A 25,418-nucleotide genomic window follows, 5' to 3' on the forward strand; every position below is an offset into this window, starting at 1 on the left:
TAACGTCGTACCCATGACGACGAACGAGCACAGCCACCCGACCTCCGGACTCACCCCCGAGCACACCCCCCGTATGCAGCAGTGGGCCGCACTCGCCCCCGATGTCTACAAGGCCCTGGTCCGGCTGGACGCGGCATCCCGCAAGGGCCTCGACCCGGTCATCGGGGAGCTGGTGAAGATCCGCTCCTCGCAGCTCAACCACTGCGCGTTCTGCCTCGACATGCACACCAAGGACGCACTGGCGGCGGGCGAGTCCATCGAGCGGATCGTCCAGCTCGGCGCGTGGGAGGAGTCGCAGCACTTCTACACGCCGAAGGAGATCGCGGCCATCGAGCTGACCGAGGCGGTGACCGTACTGACCGACGGTTTCGTTCCGGACGAGGTGTGGGAGAAGGCCGCCAAGCACTTCGACGAGACCGAGCTCGCCCACCTCATCGCCGCGATCACGACGATCAACGCCTGGAACCGGTTCGCCGTGACCACCCGCATGGTGCCCGGTCACTACAAGCCCGGCGACATCAAGCACTGACCCGGCACGCCTCCACCCCGCCCGCCCGCCCCTGCGTCGGAACACCCCCGGGAGCCCCGTGATGACCGCATCCGTCCTCCGTGCACTGCACCACGACCGCGCCCCCGGCGATCCGCTGGTCCTCCCCGGCCCGTGGGACGCGGCGAGCGCCCGCGTCTTCGCCGATGCGGGCTTCCCGGCGCTCGCCACGCCCAGTGCCGGGGTCGCGGCCTCGCTCGGTTACGAGGACGGGGCGACGCCCGCCGCCGAGATGTTCGCGGCCGTGGCCAGGATCGTGCGCGCCGTCCCGGCCGCCGTCCCCGTCTCGGCGGACATCGAGGCGGGCTACGGGCTGGCGCCGGAGGAACTCGTGGAACGCCTCCTCGGCACCGGAGCCGTCGGCTGCAATCTGGAGGACTCGACCGACGGCACCCTCGTCGATGCCCAGCGGCAGGCGGACCGGCTGGCGGAGGTACGGGCGGTCGCGGGCGACCGGCTCTTCATCAACGCCCGCGTCGACACCTACGTCCACGGCGTCCCCGACGGCACGGACCAGGAGGCGGAGACGGTTCGCCGCGCCCTGCTGTACGTGGCGGCGGGCGCGGACTGCGTCTACCCGATCGCGGCCCCGCCCGAGGCCCTGCCCCGGCTGGCCGCCGCTGTCCCGGCCCCGCTCAACGCCCTTGCCCGGCCGGACGGCCCGACCCCGCGCCGGCTGGGGGAACTGGGCGCCGACCGGATCACTTTCGGCCCCGGGCTGCAGCGCCGGGCCATGGCAGCCGTACGCGAGATCGCGGACGAGCTGCGGAAGGGGTAGGCGCCCCGGGGCCGCGCACGGTCACGCCTGTCTGCCGCCGAAGGCCGCCAGGGTCCGTTCCAGCATCGGCATGGCCCGCACCACGTTGCGGGAGCGGATCAGGGCGTCCCAGGCGGGTTCGAACTTCTTCCAGCCGCCCGCGTACGCCAGATGCCTGAGCCGCTCGTGCGTGCCCGGCTGGGCAGCCGCACCGCGCCAGATGTTGGACCACCGGTAGAAGTCCCGGTACGCGCGCCAGTACCCGTCCTCCAGCTGGCGGGGAGTCATCCCCTTCGGGCGGTGGACGACATGGCGGGTGTCGTAGAGATCCCAGTCCCGGTGGACGATCCGGTCCTCGGCCTCCATCTGCTTCCACAGACCGGTGGACGGATACGGCGTCATGATGTGGAAGGTGGCCGTCTCGATGCCCTGCTCGACGGCCCACTCCACCGTACGGTCGAAGACGTCCGGGCCGTCGTGGTCGAGCCCGAAGACGAAGCTGGCGTTGACCATGACACCGGCGTCATGGAGCCGGCGCACGGCGGCCGCGTAGTCCTTGCCGATGTTCTGGTCCTTGCGGCGTTCGGCGAGGTTCGCGCTGTTGACTGTCTCGAAGCCGACGAACAGGCTGCGCAGCCCCGCGTCCACGGCCCGCTCCAGCAGATCCGGCTGGAGGACCGACTTCACGGTGCCGGCCGCCTGCCAGAGCCGCCCCATTCCGGCCATCCCGTCGAAGAGCGCCTCGGCGAAGCGCCGGTTGCCGAGCAGATGATCGTCGAGGAAGTACAGATGCCTGCCGGGCAGCCGCTCGATCTCGGCGAGGGCGTCGTCCACGGCCTGGGTGTAGAAGGACTTGCCGCCCTCGAAGAACGCGTCCTTGTAACAGAAGTCGCAGTGGTGCGGGCAGCCGCGCGAGACGACGATCGAGTTGGGCACCAGATACAGATGCCGCTTGATCAGGTCCCGTCGCACGGGCGGCAGTCCGGCCAGGGTGCGCAGTTTCGAGTCGTACCGGCGGCCCGGCACACCGTTCCGGAACTCCTTCAGGAACAGCGGCCAGGTGTCCTCCCCCGGCCCGGTGAAGATCGTGTCGGCGTGTGCCGACGCCTCGTCCGGGAGCGAGGTCACATGGAGGCCGCCCATGGCGACGTGGACACCCCGGGCGCGGAAGTGGTCGGCTATCTCGTAGCTGCGCCGGGCGGAGGTGATGTACGGCTGGACGACCAGCAGATCGGGGCTGTCGAGCGTCTCGATGTCGACCCGCTCGACATGCTCGTCGAGGAGCGTCACCTCGTCGTCCGGGTCCAGGTAGCCGGCGAGGGTCGCCAGGCCGAGCGGCGGGAAGAGCGAGTACTTGATGGGCCGGAACAGCGGGCTGGTCGCCTCGGTCAGGGCCGGAAGGATCATCGTCACGCGCATGACAGCCCAGACTCGGGGAGCGGGGCGGCCGGTTCCCGGCCACGGCCACGTACCGACGCAGCCGCCCCCGGCAACGATCGCTGCCGGGGGCGGTGGTGTACGCCTCAAAGGGCGTACGGATCAGATCAGGCCGAGCTCGCGGACCGCGTCGCGCTCCTCGATGAGCTCCTGCACCGACGCGTCGATGCGCGTACGGGAGAACTCGTTGATGTCCAGGCCCTGGACGATCTCGTACTTGCCGTCCTTCGTGGTGACCGGGAAGGACGAGATGATGCCCTCGGGCACGCCGTAGGAGCCGTCCGACGGGATACCCATGGAGGTCCAGTCGCCGGCGGCGGTGCCGTTGACCCAGGTGTGGATGTGGTCGATGGCGGCGTTGGCGGCCGAGGCGGCCGAGGACGCGCCACGGGCCTCGATGATCGCGGCGCCGCGCTTGGCGACGGTCGGGATGAAAGTGTCGGCCAGCCACGCCTCGTCGTTGACGAGCTCGGCGGCGTTCTTGCCGGCGACCTCCGCGTGGAAGACGTCCGGGTACTGGGTCGCCGAGTGGTTGCCCCAGATCGTCAGCTTCTTGATGTCGGAGACGGCGGCACCGGTCTTGGCGGCCAGCTGCGAGATCGCGCGGTTGTGGTCGAGGCGGGTCATCGCGGTGAAGCGCTCGGCCGGTACGTCCGGGGCGGCGGCCTGCGCGATGAGCGCGTTGGTGTTGGCCGGGTTGCCGACGACGAGGACCTTGATGTCGTCCGCGGCGTTGTCGTTGATGGCCTTGCCCTGCGGCTTGAAGATGCCGCCGTTGGCGGAGAGCAGGTCGCCGCGCTCCATGCCCTTCGTACGCGGGCGGGCGCCGACCAGGAGGGCGACGTTGGCACCGGCGAAGCCGACATTGGCGTCGTCGGTGATCTCGATGTTGCGCAGCAGCGGGAAGGCGCAGTCGTCGAGCTCCATCGCGGTGCCCTCGGCGGCCTTCAGCCCCTGCGGGATCTCCAGGAGGCGCAGGTTGACCGGCACGTCGGGGCCGAGCAGGTGGCCGGAGGCGATGCGGAAGAGCAGCGCGTAGCCGATCTGGCCGGCTGCGCCGGTCACGGTGACATTCACGGGAGTGCGGGTCATGGCGATCTCCGTTAGACAGCTGGCGGTGGGGGTCCCTGCCCCTGGTGCTGGACATCCCTGAATCTTGACGTGAAGAGATATCCAGCGATCAGGCTATCCGACCCGGAACCCCCCGACCGCCCGGCCCCCTGTGGCACCGCACACAACCCGTCACACAGCGCTCACCCAGCCGTATCCGCTCACCCGGGAGGCGGTCGCTCGATGGTGGGCCTTCTCGCCATCGTCGTCACCGCCCCGCTCCGGTCAGCAGCACCGCCCCGGCCAGTACGAGCAGCACACCGACCGCCCCCGCGAGGAGCACGGCCGGTCGCCTGCAGCCGCCACCGCAGCGGTCCGCTCCCCCGCCCCCGGTCCGGTGCGGTGGCTGCTGCGGGACCAGCGGGAGCGACGCACGCGCCCGGGAGATCCGGATGGGCTCCATCGTCATGTCCTGGCCCATCTCGGAACGGCTCCATGCCCGCTCCGCCAGCTCCCACATGGTCGTCAGATGCACCTGACTGGTACCCGTCGCCTCGGCGAGAGCGACGATCGCTCCTCTGGGCGCGAACAGGCGCCCGCTCAGATACCGCTCCCACGACGTCTTGCTGTAGCCCGTGCGGTCGGCCACCGCGGCGATGCTCAGCCCTCTGCGGTCGACGAGCCTGCGCAGCTGGCCGGCAAACTCCCTGACCTGCGGGTCGAGTTCATCCGACAGCGCCTTCCAACGAGGCATTGCTTCCCCTTGCCCGGATCCGGTTCTTCTTCCGCTCCGGACTACCCAGGAGTACGCACGAACGCAGGTCGACAGTTCCGGCAGACGGGGCGCACGGGGGTGTTCGGGACTCGGGGCGCGCCCGCGCACGCCCCCGGCACCACCGACGCGTGCCGAACACACCGATGCGTGCCGAACACGTTGCGGAGCGATCACACCGTGGCGGAATGGTCACTTCCGTGCCACAGGCCACAGGGTTCCCTTGTAGCGGTCTTCGCCGTCCACGAGGCTGAAGCCAGGACGGGGGCAAGGCCGCTCAAGCCACCACATTCCGGAACGCTTGCGTTCCGGTGGCTGCCCCCGCCCTCGGGTGTCCGTCCCTTCTCGGGGGAGGGGACGGACACCGTCCTCAAGCCGTGTGCCATAGCTGTAGCTGTACGGACGGCCTCAGCGGATCGTGAAGTGGACCGCGTCCTCCAGGAACGGAATGTCCAGCCACGGTTCGGGCTGCGCCACCAGCGCGAGCATCACGATGAGGAAGCCGAGCAACCCGTACGTCACCATGTCGGTGAAGCGGGAACGGACCGCCAGCATGCCCACCGACGGGACCACGACTCGCAGCACGGCACCCCCGATGAGGGCCACACCGATCAGCATCGTGCCGATCCTGAAGGCCTCTGCGAAGGGGTCGACGGCCACGATCAGCAGCCCGATCCCGGCCGTACAGAGCACGGCGAGCAGCGGCCACTGCCTGGCCGGGGCGGGTGCGTCCCCGGACGCGGCACGGCCACCGCCCTCGGGGCGCGCGGTGTCCCGGGTGAAGGACGGGAACCTCCGCGACGGACGCGGACCACTGTGCGGTGCGCCGACCGGGGCACCGCTACCGGGGCCGGCGGCAGCGGCAGCCTCCGGGCGGGTGTCCTCGCCCCGGTCCGCGTCGCCGGAGTCCTCATCGGCCTCGGTATCGAAGTCCGCATCCGACCGGACGACCGCCCCCTCACGAGCAGCGCCCTCCGAAGCAGCACCCTCACGGGTCGCAGCCCGATCCGGCGCAGCCTCATCCGCCGCGCCCGCAGCGGGCACGTCCGCGTCCGACGGCACCGGAGATGTCCGGTCCGCCTCGGCGGCCGGGTCGGCCGGACTCGTACCAGCACCCATGGGGTTCCTTCCGGATCGGGTCAGCCGGCTCAGACGGCGTCGGCTGCGTTGCGCTCGGCCGCCTCGACCACGTTGACGAGCAGCTGGGCACGGGTCATCGGGCCGACACCGCCGGGGTTCGGGGAGATCCAGGCGGCGACCTCGGCCACGCCCGGGTGTACGTCCCCGACGATCTTGCCGTGCTCGTCCCGGCTGACGCCGACGTCGAGCACGGCCGCGCCCGGCTTCACGTCCTCGGGCTTGATGATGTGCGGCACTCCGGCGGCGGCGACGATGATGTCGGCCTGCTTGAGCTGGGCGGAGAGGTCACGCGTACCGGTGTGGCACTGGGTGACGGTGGCGTTCTCGGACTTACGGGTCAGCAGCAGCGGGATCGAGCGGCCGATGGTGACACCGCGGCCGACGACCACGACGTGTGCCCCGTTGATCTCCACGTCGTGGTGGCGGAGCAGCTGGACGACACCCTGCGGGGTGCAGGGCAGCGGGCCCGTCTCGTTCAGTACGAGCCGGCCGAGGTTCATCGGGTGGAGGCCGTCGGCGTCCTTGGCCGGATCCATCAGTTCCAGGACGCGGTTGGTGTCGATCCCCTTGGGCAGGGGAAGCTGCACGATGTACCCCGTGCACTCGGGGTTGGCGTTGAGCTCCCGTACGACGTCCTCGATCTCCTCCTGGGTGGCGGTGTCGGGGAGTTCGCGCTGGATGGAGCCGATGCCGACCTGTGCGCAGTCACGGTGCTTGCCGTTCACGTACCACCGGCTGCCCGGGTCGTCCCCGACGAGCAGGGTTCCCAGGCCAGGGGTGATGCCCTGCGCCTTGAGGGCCGCCACGCGGACGGTGAGATCGGACTTGATCGCGGCTGCGGTGGCCTTGCCATCGAGAATCTGGGCAGTCATGTCCCCATACTCGCGGATGACCCCGCCCGCATACCAATTCGGGCCGCAGGCGGTGGCGCGATGTTGCGCTTGCGCAACAAGCAAGGGCCGCGACTGGACAAACTTACATTTCATTTATAACGATTATTGCCGCAGTGCCGCAGCAGTACCCGGGGGGCGGACCGCTGACCTTTCTTTCCTCCGTGCGGCCGCATCGTCCCCGCACGCACGTTGGAGGAACGCCCAGATGAGTTTCGGCGACCCGAACCCGAATCCGAACAACCCGTACGGCCAGCAGCCGAACCAGCCGCCGCAGGGCCAGCCCGGTTACGGCTACCCGCAGGCGCCGCAGGGCGTACCGCCGCAGCAGGGTCAGCCGGGCTACGGCTACCCGCAGCAGCCTGGCCAGCCGCAGGGCCAGCCGGGTTACGGCTACCCGCAGCAGCAGCCGGGCGGCACCCTCCAGGCCAACAACGGCTACATCAACGTCGCGGGCCTCGGCACCGTCGAACTCGCCACGATGGGGCGTCGCCTGGGCGCGCGTGCGCTGGACGGCGTCGCGTACGGCATCCTCTACGTGATCTTCTCGGCGATCGGCGTCGCGAGCCTCGTGGGCGCCTCGAAGTCCATCGACGACTGCAGCAGCACCGAGTACGGCACCGCTGCCTACACCCAGTGCATGAACGACGCGACCGACGCCAGCGTCGGCATACTCGCGGGCTTCTTCGGCTTCATCGCCGTGTTCGCGCTGATCGCGCTGCTCTACGAATGGCTGATGGTCTCCATCTGGGGCGCCACGCTCGGCAAGATGGTCCTCAACGTCAAGGTCGTCAAGGAGAGCACCGGCCAGGCCCCCGGTCTGGGTGCGGGCTTCATCCGCTGGATCATCCCGATGGTCGGCTCGCTCTTCTGCGGTCTCGGCACGCTGCTGGTCTACCTCTCCCCCTTCTTCGACAACTCGGGCAAGCTCCAGGGCTGGCACGACCGCGCCGGCAGCACGATCGTCATCAAGACGAAGTGAGCATGCTGAAGGTGTAACACCCTCACCGCCTTGCGAAGGCCGCCAATTCCCCACTCGTTCCGGGGAATTGGCGGCCTTCCGTCTTACCCGGGCTGCCCGGGTGCAACTCGTATCAGTGGAAGAAGTGCCGCGTACCCGTGAAGTACATCGTCACGCCCGCCTTCTTCGCGGCCTCGACGACCAGCTCGTCACGGACCGAACCGCCCGGCTGGGCCACAGCCTTGATGCCGGCCGCGGTCAGGATCTCCAGCCCGTCCGGGAACGGGAAGAACGCGTCGGACGCGGCGTACGCGCCCCGGGCCCGCTCCTCGCCCGCACGCTCGACGGCCAGCTTCGCGGAGTCGACCCGGTTGACCTGGCCCATGCCGACGCCGACCGAGGCGCCGCCCTTGGCGAGCAGGATCGCGTTGGACTTGACCGCGCGAGCGGCCTTCCACGCGAAGGCGAGCTCCTTCAGCTCGTCCTCGGGGAGTGCCTCACCGGTGGCGAGGGTCCAGTTGGCCGGGTCGTCGCCGTCGGCCTGGAGGCGGTCGGTGACCTGGAGCAGCGCGCCGCCGTCGATCGGCTTGACCTCGACCGTGGAGGTCGGGGCGTCGGGGCAGCGCAGCACACGGATGTTCTTCTTGCGGGCGAGGATCTCGACCGCGCCGTCCTCGTACGCCGGGGCGACGATGACCTCGGTGAAGATCTCCGCGACCTGCTCGGCCATGGCGACGGTCACCGGACGGTTGACGGCGATGACACCACCGAAGGCCGACAGCGGATCGCAGGCGTGCGCGTTGCGGTGCGCCTCGGCGACGTCGTCGGCGATCGCGATGCCGCACGGGTTGGCGTGCTTGATGATCGCCACGCACGGCTCGGCGTGGTCGTACGCGGCACGGCGCGCGGCGTCCGTGTCCGTGTAGTTGTTGTACGACATCTCCTTGCCGTGCAGCTGCTCCGCCTCGGCCAGGCCACCGGCGCCGGAGGTGTAGAGCGCGGCGGGCTGGTGCGGGTTCTCGCCGTACCGCAGGACGTTCTTGCGCTCGTACGTCGCGCCGAAGAAGTCGGGGAAGCCCGAGTCGTCGGCGGCCGCGTAATCGTCCGCGAACCAGGAGGCGACGGCCACGTCGTACGCGGCCGTGTGCTGGAACGCCTCGGCGGCCAGGCGCTTGCGGGTCGTCAGGTCGAAGCCGCCCGCCTTGACCGCGGCGAGGACGTCGGCGTACCGCTCGGGGCTGGTGACGACGGCCACGGACGGGTGGTTCTTGGCAGCGGCGCGGACCATCGACGGACCGCCGATGTCGATCTGCTCCACGCACTCGTCGGCGGACGCGCCGGAGGCGACGGTCTCCTTGAACGGGTAGAGGTTGACGACCACCAGGTCGAAAGGCTCCACACCCAGCTCGGCGAGCTGCTCACGGTGGGCGTCCAGGCGCAGGTCCGCGAGGATGCCGGCGTGGACGCGCGGGTGCAGCGTCTTGACGCGGCCGTCGAGGCACTCGGGGAAGCCGGTGAGCTCCTCGACCTTGGTGACCGGCACCCCGGCAGCAGCGATCCTCCCGGCGGTGGAGCCGGTGGAGACGAGCTCGACACCCGCCTCGTGCAGACCGCGGGCGAGGTCTTCGAGCCCCGTCTTGTCGTAGACACTGACCAGGGCGCGACGGATGGGCTTATTCACCGACATGACCGAGATGAACCTTTCGTCCCTCAATGCGATAGCCGTCACGGGCGAGCCGCCCCACGGCCTCGACGAGCAGCTTGCGCTCGACTTCCTTGATGCGTTCGTGGAGAGCGGCTTCGCCCTCCGCCGTGTCCTCTTCGGCCACCTCGACCACGCCCTGCGCGATGATCGGGCCGGTGTCGACGCCGTCGTCGACGAAGTGGACGGTGCACCCGGTGACCTTCACGCCGTACGCGAGTGCGTCACGCACTCCATGGGCACCGGGAAAGCTGGGGAGCAGGGCGGGGTGGGTGTTGATGAACCGGCCACCGAACCGGGCGAGGAACTCCTTGCCCACGATCTTCATGAATCCCGCGGACACCACGAGGTCCGGGCGGTGCTCGGCCGTCGCGGCCGCGAGTGCCGCGTCCCACTCCTCGCGGGTGGCATGGTCCTTGACCCTGCACACGAAGGTCGGCAGTCCGGCGCGCTCCGCCCGCTCCAGGCCGACGATGCCGGAGCGGTCGGCGCCGACCGCGACGACCTGTGCGCCGAAGCCCTCGGGGTCGTCACCGATGGCGTCGAGCAGGGCTTGGAGATTCGTACCTGAGCCGGAGACCAGCACGACCAGACGGGCCGGTGCGGCGGAGGGGGGCGGGGAGGCCACGGCTGGGCCCTTTCTCGCGTGGTGAAGCAGAGCAACGCTGATTTGTATGGTCGTACGAAAGAATCGAGCCCCTCGATACGGGGAACTCTACGAACGAGCCGACCGCCAGCAACGATACCGGCACCTCGGGAGACCCCCACGGGACGGGGGTGAGAGGCCGCAGGTCGGCCGCGGCGAAGCACGAGAGGGGTCCGGGTGACGGGTATCGGCCACCTGAGCCGCGCTCCCAGCTTTCGGCCCCTCCTGGCCGGGAGGTAGCGTCAGGGGACAGGGAACCGTCCGCAGGGCGGAAATGACGAGATGGGGAAGACGTTCACCATATGCCGGACCGACGCCGCCGCACCGCCTTCCGCCACCCGCTGCCCGAGCGGACCCCACTGATGCTGCGGGAGCGCCAGTCCCCCACGGGCCCTTCCCCCTCTTCCGGTTCTTCCGGTCCCGCGGGCGACAACCCGTTCGCTGCACCGCCCGAGGACCGGCCCGACCAGCCCTGGCAGCCCCGCCATCCTTCTGACGCCGGAAACGGCAACGGGAACAACCAGGGGAACGGGGGCCGGGGCAACGGCGACGGGTCGTCCGAGGGCGGCTCCTCCGACGACCGGCCGGTCTGGGGCAGCCAGTGGAGCAGCCAACAGCCCGGTCGCCAGAGCGGCGGCTTCGGCGGCCGCCCCGGGGGCCAGAGCGGGCCGAACGGCCAGGGCGGCCCCGGGGGCAGCCCCGGCGGACTGCGCTGGGATCCGACCGACCCCGCCCAGCGCCGCGCACGCTACGCACTGCTCTGCGGCATGTGGGCCTTCTTCTTCGCACTCTTCGACTTCCCGGAGATCGCCCTGCTGCTCGGCGCACTCGCCGTGTACTGGTCGATCAGCTCGCTCCGGGCGAAGCCGAACGGCGCGTCCGCGCCCGGCGCCGCCGGAGCACCCGGGACGGCCGCAGCGTCCGGTACGCCGGCCGTCGGTCCCCTCCAGGGTTCCGGTTCCGGGCGTGTTCCGGCGTCCACGCCCGGCGCCCCCGCCGCTCCTGGCTACGGGAGGCAGCAGACCACGGCTGCGGTCAGCGGCCTGGTGACGGCGCTGCTCGCACTCTCGATCGTCGCGACGACGTTCACGGTGCAGCTCGTCTACCGCGACTACTACACCTGCGTGAACGACGCCCTGACCAAGTCCGGGCAGCTGGCCTGCAACGACCTGCTGCCGAAGCCGCTGGAGCCCTTCTTCGGCGTCAAGAACTGACACGTCACGGATTTACGGATCCACGGACGGCCCAGCCTCCCCTGGCCGGGCCGTCCGTTCGTGCCAGGGGTCGGTCGGCAGGAAGTCGTACGGCTCGGAGTCGTCGCTCCTCCCGCCCGCCGCGGACGCCGACGCAGCACCGCCGGTTGCGGGGGAAGCCGCCGCAGCGGGTACGCACCCCGAAGCGCGGACGGGTACGCGAACGGTTCCCGGTCCGGGCACCGCCTCGGCCACCTCGTCCTCGTCCCGACGCCCGGACCGCTTCCACCACCGCCGGCTGCCATCATCCGGCTCCTGAGGTACCTGCCCGGGGCTCTTGGCAGGCACCTGAGCTGCGGGCGCGCACTCCGCCGCTGCGGTCTCCCCCACCGACCGTCGCACCCGCCGTCCCCCGTCGCTTCCCCGCAGCCGCCAGGCCCGGAGCAGCAGCGCCACGGGGACGCCGAGCAGCGCCGTCCACGCCAGGGCCGCCGCACCCGTCAGCCACCACAACGGGCCGAACTCCGCCAGAGCCCCGGTGCCGAGCGGTCCGCCCGCGGCCGCGGCCAGCGCCGCCGTGCCGACCCCGCACCCCACCGCTCCCAGGCCGGCCGTCAGCGCGGTCTCCCACAGGCTCCACGCATCCTCCCGCCCCGCATGGGCGGGCGCGGCCCGCCGTACCGTGAACCAGGCGACCGTCACCCCGGCCGCGACCGGCACCGTGGCGGCCGCCCAGTTCAGGACCGTCCCCGGACCCTGGGCCGGCACCGCGGCGAGCAACGGGAAAACGGGCAGTGCCGGGCGCCCCGAGAAGGCGAGCGGGGTGACCGCGGACGCCGTACCGAGCGCAAAGCCCGGCCCGAGTCCGTACGCGGCACCCCACACCGCTGCATTCGGCACCAGCACCAGCGCGAGCAGCAGCACCGGGACCCGGCCCGCCCAGTCGCCCGAGAGCTGGACGAACGACTGCTGAGCCGCCTGTGCATGCCACACCAGCGCCACCGCGACGAGCAGCGCCCCGCCACCGAGCAGCACCGCCACCCCGGCCGCGGCCGACCGGCACACCGCCTCCGCGCGCTCCCTGAACCGGGTGCGCGCCAGCTTCTCGTGCAGGCGCACCGGCGCCCAGGACGGTGGCGCGATCGGGTGCCCCGATGCCGTCCAGACCCCGGCAGCCGCCGCGCCCATCACCACAACGGCTGAAGGGAAGAGCAACGACGGTGCGTACACGGACAGCGAACCACCCCGTGCATAGACCGCGGCAGCGGCTCCGACCAGCAGATATCCGCCGCTGACCATGGCGAACGCGCCCGCGGCCGGGGGCGCCGGGCGCTCCTCGACCGACTCCAGGGCGTCACGGGCCGCACGGTGCACCAGCCACACCGGCATCACGGCGAGCAGCAGCGGGACGAGGCCGACCGGGGCAGGGGCTCCGCCGAGCGTGTCGGTTCTGATCAGCTCGGCACCGTGGGCAAGCAGCCAGAGCCCGACCGCCACATGGAGGGCCCCGCCGGGGCCGTTGTCGGGAGTCGGGGAGCTGATCCACAGCGTCATGGCGAGCACGGCGAGTGCGCCCAGCCCCAGCCCGGCCGCAAGCGCCCCACGCAGGAAGGCGAAGGCCAGAACGGAGGACCGGCCCTGCTCTGCCGACAACGACGGGCTGCGTTCGGTCACTTGGGTCACATGGCAATGCTCCCAACGACACGCGCTTATTCCGTGTAACAGGCGAACGACCGCTGTGTCGCTCAATATGCGTTTATGTACTTTTTCACCCAGCGCGGGCCCTGAGGGGTCTTTCATGACAGAGAGCTCGTCCGATGCGCCACACGGGCGGCCCGCCCGGCGACACCGGAGGCGGTCGCGAGGCTGTCCGAGCCGGTGATGACGAAGCAACCGCCATCCCGTCCGCTGTCCCGTCCACCGACCCCCGTCGAAGCCACTGGGAGCACCGCCATGGCCCCGACCGAGCCAAGCGCCACCCCTGAACTGCCAGACAAGCACGGCGCATCCGGCACATCTGTCACTGACGGCCCATCCGCCACCCGTACCGCGTCCGAAGCGCCTGAAAAACCTGAAATGCCTGAAGCATCTGAAGCGCCGGCCGAGGCGTTCGATGCCTTGTACAAGAGCTGCGCCGCCGCCCTCTTCCGCCAGACGTTTCTGCTGACCGGGCGTCGGAACCTCTCCCAGGAGTCCGTCGCGCGGGCCTTCGCGCGGGCCTGGGAACACTGGCCGGAGGTCGCGGTGGACTGTGATCCGGCGGGCTGGGTGCGGGCCGCCGCGTACGAGTACGCGATGTCGCCCTGGCACCGGCTGCGCCGCACGCACCGCCCCCTCGACCCACCGCCCGCCGAACCCGGTGCGCGCGTACTGCTCGGCGCGCTGCTCGACCTGCCGCCGTCGTACCGCCGCACCCTGCTGCTCTACGACGGCGTCGGCCTGGATCTTCCGGAGACCGCGGCGGAGACGGAGGCCAGCACCCCGGCGACGGCGAGCAGACTGATGAACGCACGTGCCGCGGTCGCCGAGCGGCTGCCCGACCTGGCGGAGTCGGCGTCCCCCACCGAGCAGTCGGCGCTCCTGCATCAACAGCTCGGCGCACTCGCCCGGGCCCAGCCCCCCGCCTCGCTCCCCTCGCCCGACGCGATCCGTACGGACAGCGAGCGCAGGGCCCAGGTGTGGACCAGAGCGGCCATCTCCTTCACGGTGCTGCTCATCGGTCTGACGCTGTTCACCCTGGCGACGGCTCCGACCCGGTACGAAACCCCGGAGTCGCCCGCTCAGCAGGTCGGCGGGGTGCCGCCACGAGGTGGCCCGCAGAAGCTGACGCCGCAGGACCTGAATCTGCAGAAGAAGCTTCAGGGCGAGCTCGTACAGGGTCCGGCCCGGCTGGTCCCCGACGCCGGCTGACCGGGAGGACCGGGAGCACCGACAGGCGGGCGGCCGAACGGAGAAACAGATACGGCGCGGGCCCGTACCCCTGACCGGGGTACGGGCCCGCGCCGTCTGTGCGGTGACGCGATACTGCGGTGCTGCTCCGTCGCGGTGAAGCGATCAGGCGCCGAGGATCTCGCGCGCCAGCTTGGCGGTCTCGGTCGGCGTCTTGCCGACCTTGACGCCGGCGGCCTCGAGGGCCTCCTTCTTCGCCTGTGCGGTGCCGGAGGAGCCGGAGACGATGGCGCCGGCGTGGCCCATGGTCTTGCCCTCGGGGGCGGTGAAGCCCGCGACGTAACCGACGACCGGCTTGGTGACGTTCTTCGCGATGAAGTCGGCCGCACGCTCCTCGGCGTCGCCGCCGATCTCGCCGATCATCACGATCAGGTCGGTCTCGGGGTCGGCCTCGAACGCCGCGAGGGCGTCGATGTGCGTCGTGCCGATGACCGGGTCGCCACCGATGCCGACGGCGGACGAGAAGCCGATGTCACGGAGCTCGTACATCATCTGGTAGGTCAGCGTGCCGGACTTGGACACGAGACCGATGCGGCCGGGCTTGGTGATGTCGCCCGGGATGATGCCGGCGTTGGACTGGCCGGGGGTGATCAGGCCGGGGCAGTTCGGGCCGATGATCCGGGTCTTGTTGCCCTTCGAGCCCGCGTACGCCCAGAAGGCGGCGGAGTCGTGGACGGCAATGCCCTCGGTGATCACGACGGCGAGCGGGATCTCGGCATCGATCGCCTCGACGACGGCGGCCTTGGCGAAGGCCGGCGGCACGAAGAGAACCGACACGTTCGCGCCGGTCTTCTCCATCGCCTCGGCGACGGTCCCGAACACGGGTACCTCGTTGCCGTCGAAGTCGACGGACGTGCCGGCCTTGCGCGGGTTCACGCCGCCGACGATGTTGGTGCCGTCAGCGAGCATGAGCTTGGTGTGCTTCATGCCGGTGGCACCGGTCATCCCCTGGACGATGACCTTGCTGTCCTTGGTGAGGAAGATAGCCATGGTGTTGGAGTCCCTCGTCCCTTACTTCGCAGCCGCGGCGAGCTCGGCGGCCTTGTCGGCCGCGCCGTCCATGGTGTCCACGCGCTGAACGAGCGGGTGGTTGGCGTCGGAAAGGATCTTGCGACCCAGCTCCGCGTTGTTGCCGTCGAGGCGCACGACCAGCGGCTTGGTGACCTCTTCGCCCTTGCTCTTGAGCAGCGCAAGAGCCTGGACGATGCCGTTGGCGACCTCGTCACACGCGGTGATGCCACCGAAGACGTTGACGAAGACGGACTTGACGTCCGGGTCGCCGAGGATGATCTCCAGGCCGTTCGCCATGACCTCGGCGGAGGCGCCGCCACCGATGTCGAGGAAGTTGGCGGGCTTCACGTTGCCGTGGTTCTCACCGGCGTACGCGACGACGTCCAGCGTCGACATGACCAGACCGGCACCGTTACCGATGATGCCGACCTCGCCGTCGAGCTTGACGTAGTTGAGGTTCTTGGCCTTGGCGGCAGCCTCGAGCGGGTTGGCTGCGGCCTTGTCCTCGAGCGCCTCGTGCTCGGGCTGACGGAAGTCGGCGTTCTCGTCGAGAGACACCTTGCCGTCCAGCGCCAGGACGTCGCCGGAGGCTACCTTGGCGAGCGGGTTGACCTCGACGAGGAGCGCGTCCTCGGCGACGAAGGTGTCCCACAGCGTCACCATGACCTCGGCGACCTTCTCGGCCACCTCGGCCGGGAACTTCGCCTGGGCGACGATCTCACGGGCCTTCTCGATCGTGACACCGGTGTTGGAGTCGACCGGGACCTTCGCGAGGGCCTCGGGGGTCTTCTCCGCGACCTCCTCGATGTCCATGCCGCCCTGCACCGAGGCCATGGCCAGGAAGGTGCGGTTGGTGCGGTCGAGGAGGTACGAGACGTAGTACTCCTCAAGAATCTCCGGCGCGGTCTCGGCGATCATCACCTTGTGGACCGTGTGGCCCTTGATGTCCATGCCGAGGATGTCGGTCGCGCGGGCGACCGCCTCGTCGGGGGTGGCGGCCAGCTTGACGCCGCCGGCCTTGCCGCGGCCGCCGACCTTCACCTGCGCCTTGACGACAGACTTGCCGCCCAGCCGCTCAGTCGCCTCGCGGGCTGCCTCAGGCGTGTCAATGACTTCACCGGCCAGCACCGGTACACCGTGCTTGGCGAAGAGGTCCCTCGCCTGGTACTCGAACAGGTCCACGCGCGTCCGTCCCTTTTCAGTGGTCTCGCGGTTCGTTTTCAGCGTGGGCGTGCCGCGAGGGGCAACGTGACTGCTCTGTCACTAGGAAGGCGCACACGGTGACCCGGGGTACGCGGCATGTCCATCTCGCAGGTTATCCCCGCGCTCCACAGGACCCTAAATCGCAGATCGCACCTGAGCGGTGATTACGGTCACAGATCCCGCCCGTGCCCGGGTCGCAGTGGACAAACGGGCACTCCTGCGGTGCAGCGGGGACGTACCCCGGACCGGGCCGATCGGGCGGTCCGGGGCCGCCGGTATCAGATGCTCCGGGCCGGGTACTCGGGAGTGCCGAACGAGGGCACCGAGTCTGTCGCATCGGCCACATACGCCGGAGTGACCGACGTCAGGCCCTCGGCGCCGTAGGCCGCGTTCCCGACAGCGGGACGGACCGCGGAATGCGGTCCTCCGCGGATGACGGGACGATGCTTGCACGGACCTCCCGGGGTCGCGCAGGCCCCTTGTTACTGATGAGTCTCCTTGTCCGGTATGGGAAGTGGCCTCTTCTCGATCGCCGCCGCCATCACTCCCGGGAAGAGATCCGGGGTGCATGCGAATGCCGGTGCGCCCAGGGCCCCGAGGGCCGCCGCATGGTCGCGGTCGTAGGCGGGCGCGCCCTCGTCGGACAGCGCGAGCAGCGTCACGAACTGCACGCCGGATGCCTTCATCGCGGCGACCCGCTTCAGCATCTCGTCACGTATGCCGCCCTCGTAGAGATCACTGATGAGGACGACGACGGTGTCGGCGGGGCGGGAGATCTTCGACTGGCAGTAGGCGAGCGCCCGGTTGATGTCGGTGCCGCCGCCCAGCTGGGTGCCGAAGAGTACGTCGACGGGGTCGTCGAGCTGGTCGGTGAGGTCGACCACTGCCGTGTCGAAGACGACAAGCCTGGTTTGCAGGGTTCGCATGGAGGCGAGCACCGCGCCGAAGACGGAGGCGTAGACGACGGAGGCGGCCATCGACCCCGACTGGTCGATGCAGAGGATGACGTCCTTCTTCACGGACCGCGCGGCCCGCCCGTAGCCGATGAGCCGCTCGGGGACGACGGTGCCGTACTCGGGGAGGTAGTTCTTGAGGTTGGCCCGGATCGTTCGCCCCCAGTCGATGTCGTGGTGGCGGGGCCGGTCGATCCTGGCCGAGCGGTCCAGCGCGCCGGTGAGTGTGGCCCGGGTGCGGGTGGCGAGCCGCTTCTCCAGATCGTCGACGACCTTGCGCACGACGGCTCTTGCGGTCTCCTTCGTCGTCTCGGGCATGACCTTGTTGAGCGAGAGGAGCGTTCCGACGAGATGGACGTCCGCCTCGACGGCCTCCAGCATCTCCGGTTCGAGGAGCAGCGCCGAGAGGCCGAGTCGGTCGATCGCGTCGCGCTGCATGACCTGGACGACGGAGCTGGGGAAGTACGTGCGGATGTCGCCGAGCCAGCGGGCCACGGAGGGGGCGGAGGCCCCGAGTCCGGCCGAGCGGTTGCTCCCGCCCCGGCCCCCGGGTCTGCCTCCGCCGCCGTACAGTGCGGTCAGTGCGCCGTCCATCGCGGCGTCACGTCCGGTGAGGGTGCAGCCGGTGCTCTCTGCGCTGTCCCCGCCCAGGACCAGCCGCCACCGGCGCAGCCGCTCGTCGTTCGCCGGGCCCGACTGCGGGCGGGGTCGTGCCGAGCGGTCCGCCGGGCCGGGCGGCGAGCTGTGGGCCGGGTGCGGTGCGGTGCCGGCCGTGTCCGTGGTCATCCCGTTGCCCCCAGCGGTTCCTTGACGTTCTCGACTCTCTCGTCCGGATCTCTGTTGTCCGGGTCGACGCCGCCCGGGTCCGGACCGGTGCCGGCGTCCAGACCGAGCAGCAGACGCAGCACCGGCACCACCGCGTCGGCCCTGGCTCCGTCGAGTCCGGGGCCGAAGCCGGGTGCCGTCGTCCCGGTGGCGGTGGCTGTCGGTCCCCCGGCGGACGGACCGCGCCGTACGAGTTCGCCCAGCGTGCGCCGTACGCCCGCTTCGTACACCGAGAAGGTGCGGCGCAACAGGGGCAGCACATCGGCGAAAGTGCCGGATGGAACCCCGGTGAGCCAGGCGTCGACCAGGCCGAGCAGTCGCTCGTCGTGGACGAGGAGCATGCCGCCCCCGGCGGCTCCGCCGACGAACCCCTCGATCCAGGCCGCGGCGTCGGCCGGGGGTGTGCCGGGCGAGAGGGCCAGGCCCATCAGCCGTGCCGCGTCGTCCTCCGCGAGCCGTCCTTCGTCGAGCAGCAGGCGGGCCGCGCGGCCCCGGATGACACCCGCGACCGTGTCCCGGGCGGCGAGCTTGTGCAGCACGGCGGTCCAGCGCTCACGCAGCCCGGCCCCGTCAGCATCCGCCCGAACGGCTCCGGTGAGCAGCCCGATCGCTGTGTGGACCCCATCCACCCGACGGCGCAGTTCGGCTGCGCCGTCGGCGTCCAGTCCGGTGCAGGCGGGAGGGAGTCCGACGCAGATCCGCTCGGCGAGCCCGGCCGCGACCTCGCCGAGAGCCGCGGTGTCCGTGGACCGCACGTCGCCGTAGCGCAGGGTGCGGGCCAGCGCGGGCAGGGCGTCGGCGAGACGGCCGACGTCGGCGTCGAGTGCGGCGCGGTCGGCGAGGGCCCGCATCACCGCAGGCAGCGCGTCGGGCAGTTCCGCGAGGAGGCAGTGCTCGGCGAGTGCGGTGACCTCGGCGAGTGCGGTCGCCTGGGCCGCCTGGGTCTCGGCCTTGGCAGTCGCCGCGGAGAGCACGGTGGTGCCCCATGTCCCGGCCTCCGCGACCCGTACGTACAGCTCGGGTTCCCAGCGCAGCCGCCAGCTCTCCCGGAAGGTGCCGGTACTCGCCCGGCCTGCGGCGGGCTCGCCCCAGCCGACGGCGAGGATCCGCAGCCGGTGGAGCAGCCGACTGCGGGCCGCGTCGGTGTCCTTGCGCAGGTCGAGCTCCAACTCCCGCTCCAGCGCCTCCGGTTTGAGCCGGAGTGCGCGCTGCTGTCGGGTGAGGTCGCGCTGCAGGGGTACGGCGGGGGCGGTGTCCGGCACTTCGCCGAGTGTCTCGCCGACGATCAGCCGGTCCTGTACGAGCGCGAGCGGCACATCGGAGCCTTCGCACATCACGGCCCGGATCGCATCGGTCGTCTCGCTCAGCCCGGCCAGCGGGCGGCCCCGCATGGCGGCGAGGGTCTCGGCGAGCCTGACGGCCTCGATGACATGGGCGGACGAGACGAACCGGTCCTCGTCGCGCAGGAGTCCGGCGACCTTGGTCATCCACCGCTCGATCGGGCGGTCGGCGGTCTCGAAGAGGTGTCCGTACCAGCCGGGCGAGTCGATGCCCGCCCCGTATCCGCTGTGCCGGGCGAGCCGGCGGTGCGACCAGGGCACCCAGGTCAGCTCGGCCTTGACCTTGGGCAGCCCCTTGAGCAGGGCCCGGTCGGCGGCGAGCGTGGTCCTCGAAACGAGCGCGGGCACATGCCAGGCACCGCAGACGACCGCGATGTCGTCCCCGAACTCCTTCACCGTCTTGCGCAGTTGGATGCGCATATACGCCTCGCGGACGGTGTCACGAGGATGGCCGCCGTCCCCGTACACCTCGCGCAGGGCCGTCATCGCCTCGGCGAGCGCGGCGAACGGTGCCCGCGGGTCGACGGCTTCGCCGCCCTGGGTGCGGTGTTCGACGACGTCCTCCCACCAGCGCTCCGGATCGTCGTAACCCGCCGCCTCGGCCAGTACACCGATGGGGTCGATCGGGGCATGCGCAGGCAAGCCGCCCGCAGCGGGCTCCCGGGCTCCGTCCCCGTCCACTCCCCCATTCCCATCCACTTCCCCGTCCCCGTGCCGGTCCGTTCCGCGTTCCGCTGCCTGTGCCATGGCCAGGGAGTTCGCCGCGGGCAGGTCGATGAAGCGGACCGGGACGTCGTGCGCCAGCGCCCAGCGGATCGCGACCCACTCGGGCGAGAACGCGGCCAGCGGCCAGAACGCCGCCTGTCCCGGGTCGTCGACAGCATGGGCAAGAAGCGCGACCGGCGGCCGCATCTGCTCGTCGGCGGCCAGCGGCAGCAGTGCGTCACCCTCAGGAGGTCCCTCGATCAGCACCGCCTGCGGGCGGGCGGCTTCCAGGGCCGCACGGACGGCTCGGGCCGAGCCCGGGCCGTGGTGCCGCACCCCCAGCAGCAGCGGTCCGGCGGATCGCGCGGCCCGGGTCATGCGGATACCTCGCGGCAGGCGCGGTAGAAGTCCTTCCACCCGTCCCGCTCCCGGACCACGGTCTCCAGGTACTCCTGCCACACCACCCGGTCGGCCGCGGGATCGCGGACGACCGCGCCCAGGATGCCCGCCGCCACATCACCGGGGCGCAGCACCCCGTCGCCGAAGTGCGCGGCCAGCGCCAGGCCGTTGGTGACGACGGAGATCGCCTCGGCCGTCGACAGCGTCCCCGAGGGGGACTTGATCTTGGTACGGCCGTCGGTGGTGACTCCGTCACGCAGCTCGCGGAAGACCGTCACGACGCGCCGGATCTCGGCCATGCCGTCGGGCGCGGCCGGGAGGTCGAGCGAACGCCCGATCTGGTCGACGCGCCGGGACACGATGTCGACCTCTGCGTCGGGGGTGGCCGGCAGCGGCAGCACGACGGTGTTGAACCGGCGGCGCAGCGCGCTGGACAGCTCGTTGACCCCGCGGTCGCGGTCGTTGGCGGTGGCGATGACGTTGAAACCGCGGACCGCCTGGACCTCCTGGCCCAGTTCGGGGACGGGGAGCGTCTTCTCCGAAAGGATCGTGATCAGCGAGTCCTGCACATCGGCGGGGATGCGGGTGAGTTCCTCGATCCGCGCGGTCATGCCGTCGGACATGGCACGCATGAGCGGACTCGGCACCAGGGCGTCGCGGCTGGGCCCGTGCGCGAGCAGTTGTGCGTAATTCCAGCCGTAGCGGACGGCTTCCTCCGGGGTGCCCGCCGTGCCCTGGACGAGCAGCGTCGAGTCGCCGCTGACGGCGGCCGCGAGATGCTCGGAGACCCAGGTCTTGGCGGTACCGGGAACGCCGAGGAGCAGCAGGGCCCGGTCGGTGGCGAGTGTGGTCACGGCGACTTCGACGAGGCGGCGCGGACCGACGTACTTGGGCGTGATCAACGTGCCGTCCGGCAGTGTGCCGCCGAGCAGATAGGTGGCGACGGCCCACGGGGAAAGCTGCCAACGGGCGGGCCTCGGGCGGTCGTCGGCCGCGGCAAGGGCCTTCAGCTCGTGGGCGAAGGCGTCCTCGGCATGCGGTCGCAGGGCCTGTACACCAACGGCGGCGGTGGTTTCGGACACGGTCATGGATCCCCCTCCAGATCGGTCGACCTGATGTGGTTTCCACCGTGCACCATGGCACTGACAATCGGCCCCGACCGCAGGTCAGGGCCGATTCAGCGGTTACGGGTGGAGCGTTCAGCCGGTCACCGGCGAGACCGCGACGCAGCCGCCCGCGGTGACGAGGCCCTCGCCCTCGACCTTCTTGATGACCTTGCCCTTGTACGTGATCGAGCAGGTGACGTCGGCCCCGTCCTCGTCCAGGGCGATCGGCATGACGGCGGGCGGCATGATCCCGCGCAGCGTGACGGTCTTCCGCCACGGCAGCTTGGGGGACTTGACCGTCTCGATCTCCGGGTCCATGGCCTTGCCGCCGCCCGCGTGGAACTGGATCTCGTCCACACCCCTGCCGGTGACCTCGTAGGTGACTTCGTATGTCTCGTCCACGGCCTTGTCCACCTGGTCGACGGTCTCGGAACAGGCACCGAGACCCACGGCGAGACCGAGGACGACGGCTGCGCAGACGGCCGTCCGAACGGTGCGGACGTTGCGGATGTTGCGGACGGTGCGGTTCATCAGCTGATCCCCCCGGATTCAAAGGTCTGGAGTTCGCAGCGAATCGCAAAGGACAGGTAAAGTCAAGTGGTACGCGTGACGGCAAATCAGCAGGTCAGGACGATTGTCAGTGGCGCGTTCTACCGTCGTTCCCATGCTGCTATCTCACGGGGGAGAACCCTTGCGCACCGCCGACCCGGCGGCGCGCTGGACGGTGGAGCAGGTCCTGGCCCTGGCTCCTGACGAGACGTCACGCAAAGCGGGGAGCAAGCTCGGTTCGGCCGGTCCGTGGTCGGGCGGCGGGTGTGACGGTTCGGGTGCGGTGTGGGGGCTGTGCAAGGGAAGCGGAAGCAAGCCGTATCAAACGGTGGTGGATACCACCGGTCCTGCGTACAAGTGCAGTTGTCCCAGCCGGAAGTTCCCGTGCAAGCACGCACTGGGTCTGCTGCTGGTCTGGGCGTCCGGCGAATCGGCCCTGCCCGCCGACGAGATGCCGGACTGGGCCGGTGAGTGGCTGACGGGCCGTCGCAAGCGCACGGCGGACAAGGGGGAGAAGGGCGGGCCGCCGGCGGGTGGCGCCCCGGCCTCGGGCCCGGCCGACCCCGAGGCCGCCCGGCGACGCGCCGAGCGCCGGGCCGGGCGGATCACCGACGGTGCACAGGAACTGGAGCAGCGGCTGACGGATCTGCTGCGCGGCGGTCTGGCAGCAGCCGATCAGTCGGGGTACGGGCTGTGGGAGGAGACGGCAGCCCGCATGGTCGACGCCCAGGCGCCCGGACTTGCCGCCTGCGTACGGGAGTTGGGCTCCATCCCGGCATCCGGGCCGGGCTGGCCGGTGCGGCTGCTGGAGGAGTGCGCGCTGCTGCATCTGCTGGACAGCGCATGGCTGGGGATCGACCGGCTGCCGGAGCCGCTGGCGGCCACGGTCCGTACCCGCGTGGGGCTGACCGCCCCCGCCGAGGGCCCACCGGTCCGCGACCACTGGCTGGTCCTCGCCCAGTACGACACCCCGGACGGCAAGATCGTCACACGCCGCATCTGGCTGTACGGGAGGGACTCGGGCCGCACGGCTCTGCTGCTCTCCTTCGGGGCGGCCGGGCGCACCCCCGGGCTGGCACTGCCGGTGGGCGTCACGATCGACGCCGAAATGACGCCCTATCCGGGCGCCGGCCGGCTACGGGCGGAGCTGGGCGAGCAGTTCGGTGTCCCGTCACCGACCGGTACGCCACCGCCGGGCGGTACGGCGGCGGCCGCGATCGGCGCGTACGGAGACGCCCTGCGGGACGATCCCTGGCTGGACGCCTGGCCGGTGACACTGCGCGAGGTCATACCCGTACCGTCCGGGGACGGCTGGCAGCTGGTCGACGCGGCGGGCGACGCGGCCCTGCCCGTCGCCCCTTCGGCGCTGTCCCGGCCCGGCCTGTGGAAGCTCGTCGCGCTCTCCGGCGGCTCGCCCATCACGGTCTTCGGCGAGTGCGGCCACCGCGGGTTCGACCCGCTCGCGGCCTGGTCCACGGACGCGGACGCCGGAGCCTGCGGAGTCGATGCCGACGGCGTCGGGATCGGCAGCGTCGACACGATGTCCGAGACCGTGCCGCTCATCTGACGTTGGATTCGAAGGGGGACCAATGCCTCGCACCGTCACACCCGCGCCCTGGGAAGAGCTCGTCACCTCGGCGCTTCTCGGCACCGACCGCCGCCCGGCCGAGGGAGGCGGCGGACCGGGCGGACTTCTGGATGCGGCGGCGCTCCACACCGTGCAACGCAGAGCGGGGCTGCTGCCCGCCTCCGCGGCCGCCCGGCCCGAGCCTGCGCCCGCCGACCCGCGGCCGCCACTGCCCCCGGCCGCGCGGCGCAGGCTCGCCCAGCTGCTCGCGGACCGGTCGGCGCCGGGCGGCTCGGGCGGCCGGCGGGGTACGGCTCCTGATCTCACGGAGCTGATCCCGCAGTGGCTGGCCACCGCCAATCAGCACGGCTACCGGGCCCCGGCCGCGCTGCTCCCGCCTCTGCTGGACGCGGCCAGGTCCCGTACCGACCTGCGGCCGCAGGCCCTGGCCTTCGCCGGGCCGCGCGGGCTGTGGCTGGCCGGGCTGAACCCCGAGTGGAAGTTCGCGCTGCGCGGCTCGTCCGGCGGCTCGTTGCTGCCGGACGTCACGGAGCCGGAAGCGGTCGCCCGGCTGTGGGAGGAGGGCCTGTTCGCCGAACGGGTCACCCTGCTCGGGGACGTACGGGCACACGATCCCGCTGAAGCGCTCGCGCTGCTCGCCACCACATGGACCACCGAGCGCGCCGAGGACCGGCTGATGTTCCTCGACTCACTGCGCACCGGACTGTCCGGAGTGGACGAGACCTTCCTGGAACAGGCGCTCTCCGACCGCAGTCGCAATGTCCGCTCGACTGCTGCCGAACTGCTGTCGGCGCTGCCGGAGTCGGCGTTCGCCGAACGGATGGCGGGCCGCGCGATGTCCTGTGTGAGCCCGGACCTCACCGGCGACGAGGCCTCCGTCGCCGTGGAGGCCCCGCACGAATGCGATGCGGCGATGGAGCGCGACGGCGTGGTGGCGGTGCCGCCGTCCGGGCGGGGCGAACGGTCGTGGTGGCTCGGCCAGTTGGTGGAGGCGACCCCCCTCGCCACCTGGCCGGTGCGGTTCGGTGGCCGCGCCGCACAGGAGATCGTCGGCCTGCCGGTGGCCGACGGCTGGGCCGAGGAACTGCACGCGGCATGGTGCCGGGCAGCAGTGCGGCAGCGGGATCCGGAGTGGGCCCGCGCGCTGCTCGGCGCCCCGTCCGTCCCCCCGTCGAACGGCCCCGGTACGGCGTCGCTCGCCGAGCGGTCGAAACTGCTCGCCATACTTCCCGCAGCCGAACGGGCCGAATGGGTGGCCGACTTCATTGCGGCGCACGGACTGTCGGAGGCCTTCCAGTTGCTGGGGGTCTGCCCGACACCCTGGGCCGAACCACTCGGCCGCTCGGTCGTCGACGCCCTGGACATCGCCCGGGACGCGGGCAGCTATCCCTGGAGTTTCAGCGGCGTGATGGGCCTCGCCGAGCGCTGCCTGAACCCGGCCGAGGCGGACCGCCTGGAGGTCCTCACCACCACCCCGGACGAACCGGAGGACGCCGCACCGGGCGCGAACGGCTACTGGTCGGAGGCATTCCAACGGCTGGTCTCCACGCTGCGGCTGCGCTCGGCGATGGACCTGGAACTGATACCGGGCTGAGGGGGGAGCGGCGGACTCCGGCCCGAGAGGAATAGGCGGGAACCGGGCGCCTGGGCGGGGGGAGGGCCGGGCGCCTGGGCCCGGGCGGGGGCCCGGAGGGA

20 protein-coding genes and 1 pseudogene are annotated in these 25,418 nt (G+C 71.1%); 7 read left to right on the forward strand and 14 right to left on the reverse strand.

What is annotated here, in order from left to right; all coding sequences use genetic code 11:
- Positions 1-13 precede the first annotated feature (13 nt).
- Both NRF20_RS18205 and NRF20_RS18210 read left to right on the forward strand, forming a co-directional pair.
- Complete coding sequence (locus NRF20_RS18205; RefSeq protein WP_413752907.1) at positions 14-529, forward strand: carboxymuconolactone decarboxylase family protein; 516 nt, start codon at positions 14-16, stop codon at positions 527-529.
- 61 nt (positions 530-590) lie between these two features.
- Positions 591-1,325 (forward strand): isocitrate lyase/PEP mutase family protein, encoded by a 735-nt coding sequence (locus NRF20_RS18210; protein WP_413752908.1) that lies wholly within the window; start codon positions 591-593, stop codon positions 1,323-1,325.
- 21 nt (positions 1,326-1,346) lie between these two features.
- Here the strand turns inward: NRF20_RS18210 and NRF20_RS18215 are convergent, their stop codons facing one another.
- From NRF20_RS18215 to NRF20_RS18235, 5 genes and pseudogenes are all read right to left on the reverse strand, one after another.
- A complete protein-coding gene (locus tag NRF20_RS18215; RefSeq protein WP_398631273.1) occupies positions 1,347-2,723 on the reverse strand; it encodes a B12-binding domain-containing radical SAM protein in 1,377 nt (458 codons plus the stop codon).
- A 120-nt stretch (positions 2,724-2,843) separates the two neighbouring features.
- Entirely contained in the window at positions 2,844-3,833 is a 990-nt protein-coding gene (locus NRF20_RS18220) for a malate dehydrogenase (protein WP_266358614.1), read from the reverse strand.
- Positions 3,834-4,214: 381 nt separating this feature from the next.
- Positions 4,215-4,545 (reverse strand): annotated as a pseudogene (locus tag NRF20_RS18225) (helix-turn-helix domain-containing protein); the annotation flags it as partial.
- Positions 4,546-4,971: 426 nt separating this feature from the next.
- Positions 4,972-5,682 carry a DUF3017 domain-containing protein gene (locus NRF20_RS18230; RefSeq protein WP_398631275.1) on the reverse strand — a complete coding sequence of 237 codons (711 nt, stop codon included), beginning with the start codon at positions 5,680-5,682 and terminating at the stop codon, positions 4,972-4,974.
- A gap of 29 nt (positions 5,683-5,711) precedes the next feature.
- On the reverse strand, positions 5,712-6,575 hold the full coding sequence (locus NRF20_RS18235; protein ID WP_189275158.1) for a bifunctional methylenetetrahydrofolate dehydrogenase/methenyltetrahydrofolate cyclohydrolase: 864 nt from the start codon (positions 6,573-6,575) through the stop codon (positions 5,712-5,714).
- A 226-nt stretch (positions 6,576-6,801) separates the two neighbouring features.
- Between NRF20_RS18235 and NRF20_RS18240 the strand changes: the two genes are divergently transcribed.
- Positions 6,802-7,575: an RDD family protein gene (locus NRF20_RS18240; protein WP_266358617.1), complete on the forward strand. Its 774-nt coding sequence runs from the start codon at positions 6,802-6,804 to the stop codon at positions 7,573-7,575.
- Between the two features lie 112 nt (positions 7,576-7,687).
- Here the strand turns inward: NRF20_RS18240 and purH are convergent, their stop codons facing one another.
- The gene (gene purH / locus NRF20_RS18245) at positions 7,688-9,241 is read right to left on the reverse strand and encodes a bifunctional phosphoribosylaminoimidazolecarboxamide formyltransferase/IMP cyclohydrolase (RefSeq protein ID WP_398631276.1); all 1,554 of its coding nucleotides are present in this window, start codon (positions 9,239-9,241) and stop codon (positions 7,688-7,690) included.
- A complete protein-coding gene (gene purN / locus NRF20_RS18250) occupies positions 9,228-9,884 on the reverse strand; it encodes a phosphoribosylglycinamide formyltransferase (RefSeq protein ID WP_114246185.1) in 657 nt (218 codons plus the stop codon). Before purN ends, purH begins: the two co-directional genes overlap by 14 nt.
- 320 nt (positions 9,885-10,204) lie before the next feature.
- Between purN and NRF20_RS18255 the strand changes: the two genes are divergently transcribed.
- Positions 10,205-11,116: a hypothetical protein gene (locus tag NRF20_RS18255; RefSeq protein ID WP_398631277.1), complete on the forward strand. Its 912-nt coding sequence runs from the start codon at positions 10,205-10,207 to the stop codon at positions 11,114-11,116.
- Positions 11,117-11,128: 12 nt separating this feature from the next.
- Here NRF20_RS18255 and NRF20_RS18260 read toward each other — a convergent pair whose 3' ends face one another.
- Positions 11,129-12,769 carry a DUF6350 family protein gene (locus NRF20_RS18260; RefSeq protein ID WP_413754576.1) on the reverse strand — a complete coding sequence of 547 codons (1,641 nt, stop codon included), beginning with the start codon at positions 12,767-12,769 and terminating at the stop codon, positions 11,129-11,131.
- 402 nt (positions 12,770-13,171) lie between these two features.
- On the opposite strand from NRF20_RS18260, the gene NRF20_RS18265 reads away from it, so the two are divergent.
- Positions 13,172-14,005, forward strand: coding sequence for an RNA polymerase sigma factor (locus NRF20_RS18265; protein ID WP_398631278.1), 834 nt, complete (start codon positions 13,172-13,174; stop codon positions 14,003-14,005).
- Between the two features lie 144 nt (positions 14,006-14,149).
- Here the strand turns inward: NRF20_RS18265 and sucD are convergent, their stop codons facing one another.
- The 6 genes from sucD to NRF20_RS18295 form a co-directional block, all read right to left on the reverse strand.
- Positions 14,150-15,034 carry a succinate--CoA ligase subunit alpha gene (gene sucD / locus NRF20_RS18270; RefSeq protein WP_266358624.1) on the reverse strand — a complete coding sequence of 295 codons (885 nt, stop codon included), beginning with the start codon at positions 15,032-15,034 and terminating at the stop codon, positions 14,150-14,152.
- 21 nt (positions 15,035-15,055) lie between these two features.
- Positions 15,056-16,237 (reverse strand): ADP-forming succinate--CoA ligase subunit beta, encoded by a 1,182-nt coding sequence (sucC, locus tag NRF20_RS18275; RefSeq protein WP_266358625.1) that lies wholly within the window; start codon positions 16,235-16,237, stop codon positions 15,056-15,058.
- Between the two features lie 503 nt (positions 16,238-16,740).
- Complete coding sequence (locus NRF20_RS18280) at positions 16,741-17,997, reverse strand: VWA domain-containing protein (protein WP_398631279.1); 1,257 nt, start codon at positions 17,995-17,997, stop codon at positions 16,741-16,743.
- A complete protein-coding gene (locus NRF20_RS18285; RefSeq protein ID WP_413752910.1) occupies positions 17,994-20,459 on the reverse strand; it encodes a DUF5682 family protein in 2,466 nt (821 codons plus the stop codon). Before NRF20_RS18285 ends, NRF20_RS18280 begins: the two co-directional genes overlap by 4 nt.
- Positions 20,456-21,568 (reverse strand): ATP-binding protein, encoded by a 1,113-nt coding sequence (locus NRF20_RS18290; RefSeq protein ID WP_413752911.1) that lies wholly within the window; start codon positions 21,566-21,568, stop codon positions 20,456-20,458. The genes NRF20_RS18285 and NRF20_RS18290 overlap by 4 nt, the downstream gene beginning before the upstream one ends.
- 111 nt (positions 21,569-21,679) lie before the next feature.
- Complete coding sequence (locus NRF20_RS18295; RefSeq protein WP_413752912.1) at positions 21,680-22,117, reverse strand: hypothetical protein; 438 nt, start codon at positions 22,115-22,117, stop codon at positions 21,680-21,682.
- A 133-nt stretch (positions 22,118-22,250) separates the two neighbouring features.
- Here NRF20_RS18295 and NRF20_RS18300 point away from each other — a divergent pair, with 133 nt between their 5' ends.
- Entirely contained in the window at positions 22,251-23,702 is a 1,452-nt protein-coding gene (locus NRF20_RS18300; protein ID WP_413752913.1) for an SWIM zinc finger family protein, read from the forward strand.
- Positions 23,703-23,724: 22 nt separating this feature from the next.
- On the forward strand, positions 23,725-25,317 hold the full coding sequence (locus tag NRF20_RS18305) for a DUF5691 domain-containing protein (protein WP_398631284.1): 1,593 nt from the start codon (positions 23,725-23,727) through the stop codon (positions 25,315-25,317).
- Positions 25,318-25,418 lie beyond the last annotated feature (101 nt).

Origin of the sequence: Streptomyces sp. R-74717 (assembly GCF_047305335.1) — a bacterium.
GTDB lineage: Bacteria > Actinomycetota > Actinomycetes > Streptomycetales > Streptomycetaceae > Streptomyces > Streptomyces atratus.

Excerpts from the sequence above, each read along its gene's own strand:
- NRF20_RS18305 (WP_398631284.1), top strand. The coding sequence starts at position 23,725 with ATGCCTCGCACCGTCACACCCGCGCCCTGGGAAGAGCTCGTCACCTCG.
- NRF20_RS18210 (WP_413752908.1), top strand. The coding sequence starts at position 591 with ATGACCGCATCCGTCCTCCGTGCACTGCACCACGACCGCGCCCCCGGC.
- NRF20_RS18285 (WP_413752910.1), bottom strand. The coding sequence starts at position 20,459 with ATGACCCGGGCCGCGCGATCCGCCGGACCGCTGCTGCTGGGGGTGCGG.
- NRF20_RS18215 (WP_398631273.1), bottom strand. The coding sequence starts at position 2,723 with ATGCGCGTGACGATGATCCTTCCGGCCCTGACCGAGGCGACCAGCCCG.
- NRF20_RS18295 (WP_413752912.1), bottom strand. The coding sequence starts at position 22,117 with ATGAACCGCACCGTCCGCAACATCCGCAACGTCCGCACCGTTCGGACG.
- NRF20_RS18280 (WP_398631279.1), bottom strand. The coding sequence starts at position 17,997 with ATGACCACGGACACGGCCGGCACCGCACCGCACCCGGCCCACAGCTCG.
- NRF20_RS18205 (WP_413752907.1), top strand. The coding sequence starts at position 14 with ATGACGACGAACGAGCACAGCCACCCGACCTCCGGACTCACCCCCGAG.
- NRF20_RS18230 (WP_398631275.1), bottom strand. The coding sequence starts at position 5,682 with ATGGGTGCTGGTACGAGTCCGGCCGACCCGGCCGCCGAGGCGGACCGG.
- NRF20_RS18235 (WP_189275158.1), bottom strand. The coding sequence starts at position 6,575 with ATGACTGCCCAGATTCTCGATGGCAAGGCCACCGCAGCCGCGATCAAG.
- NRF20_RS18265 (WP_398631278.1), top strand. The coding sequence starts at position 13,172 with ATGCCTGAAGCATCTGAAGCGCCGGCCGAGGCGTTCGATGCCTTGTAC.
- NRF20_RS18240 (WP_266358617.1), top strand. The coding sequence starts at position 6,802 with ATGAGTTTCGGCGACCCGAACCCGAATCCGAACAACCCGTACGGCCAG.
- purH (WP_398631276.1), bottom strand. The coding sequence starts at position 9,241 with ATGTCGGTGAATAAGCCCATCCGTCGCGCCCTGGTCAGTGTCTACGAC.
- NRF20_RS18220 (WP_266358614.1), bottom strand. The coding sequence starts at position 3,833 with ATGACCCGCACTCCCGTGAATGTCACCGTGACCGGCGCAGCCGGCCAG.
- sucD (WP_266358624.1), bottom strand. The coding sequence starts at position 15,034 with ATGGCTATCTTCCTCACCAAGGACAGCAAGGTCATCGTCCAGGGGATG.
- NRF20_RS18300 (WP_413752913.1), top strand. The coding sequence starts at position 22,251 with ATGCTGCTATCTCACGGGGGAGAACCCTTGCGCACCGCCGACCCGGCG.
- NRF20_RS18290 (WP_413752911.1), bottom strand. The coding sequence starts at position 21,568 with ATGACCGTGTCCGAAACCACCGCCGCCGTTGGTGTACAGGCCCTGCGA.
- NRF20_RS18255 (WP_398631277.1), top strand. The coding sequence starts at position 10,205 with ATGCCGGACCGACGCCGCCGCACCGCCTTCCGCCACCCGCTGCCCGAG.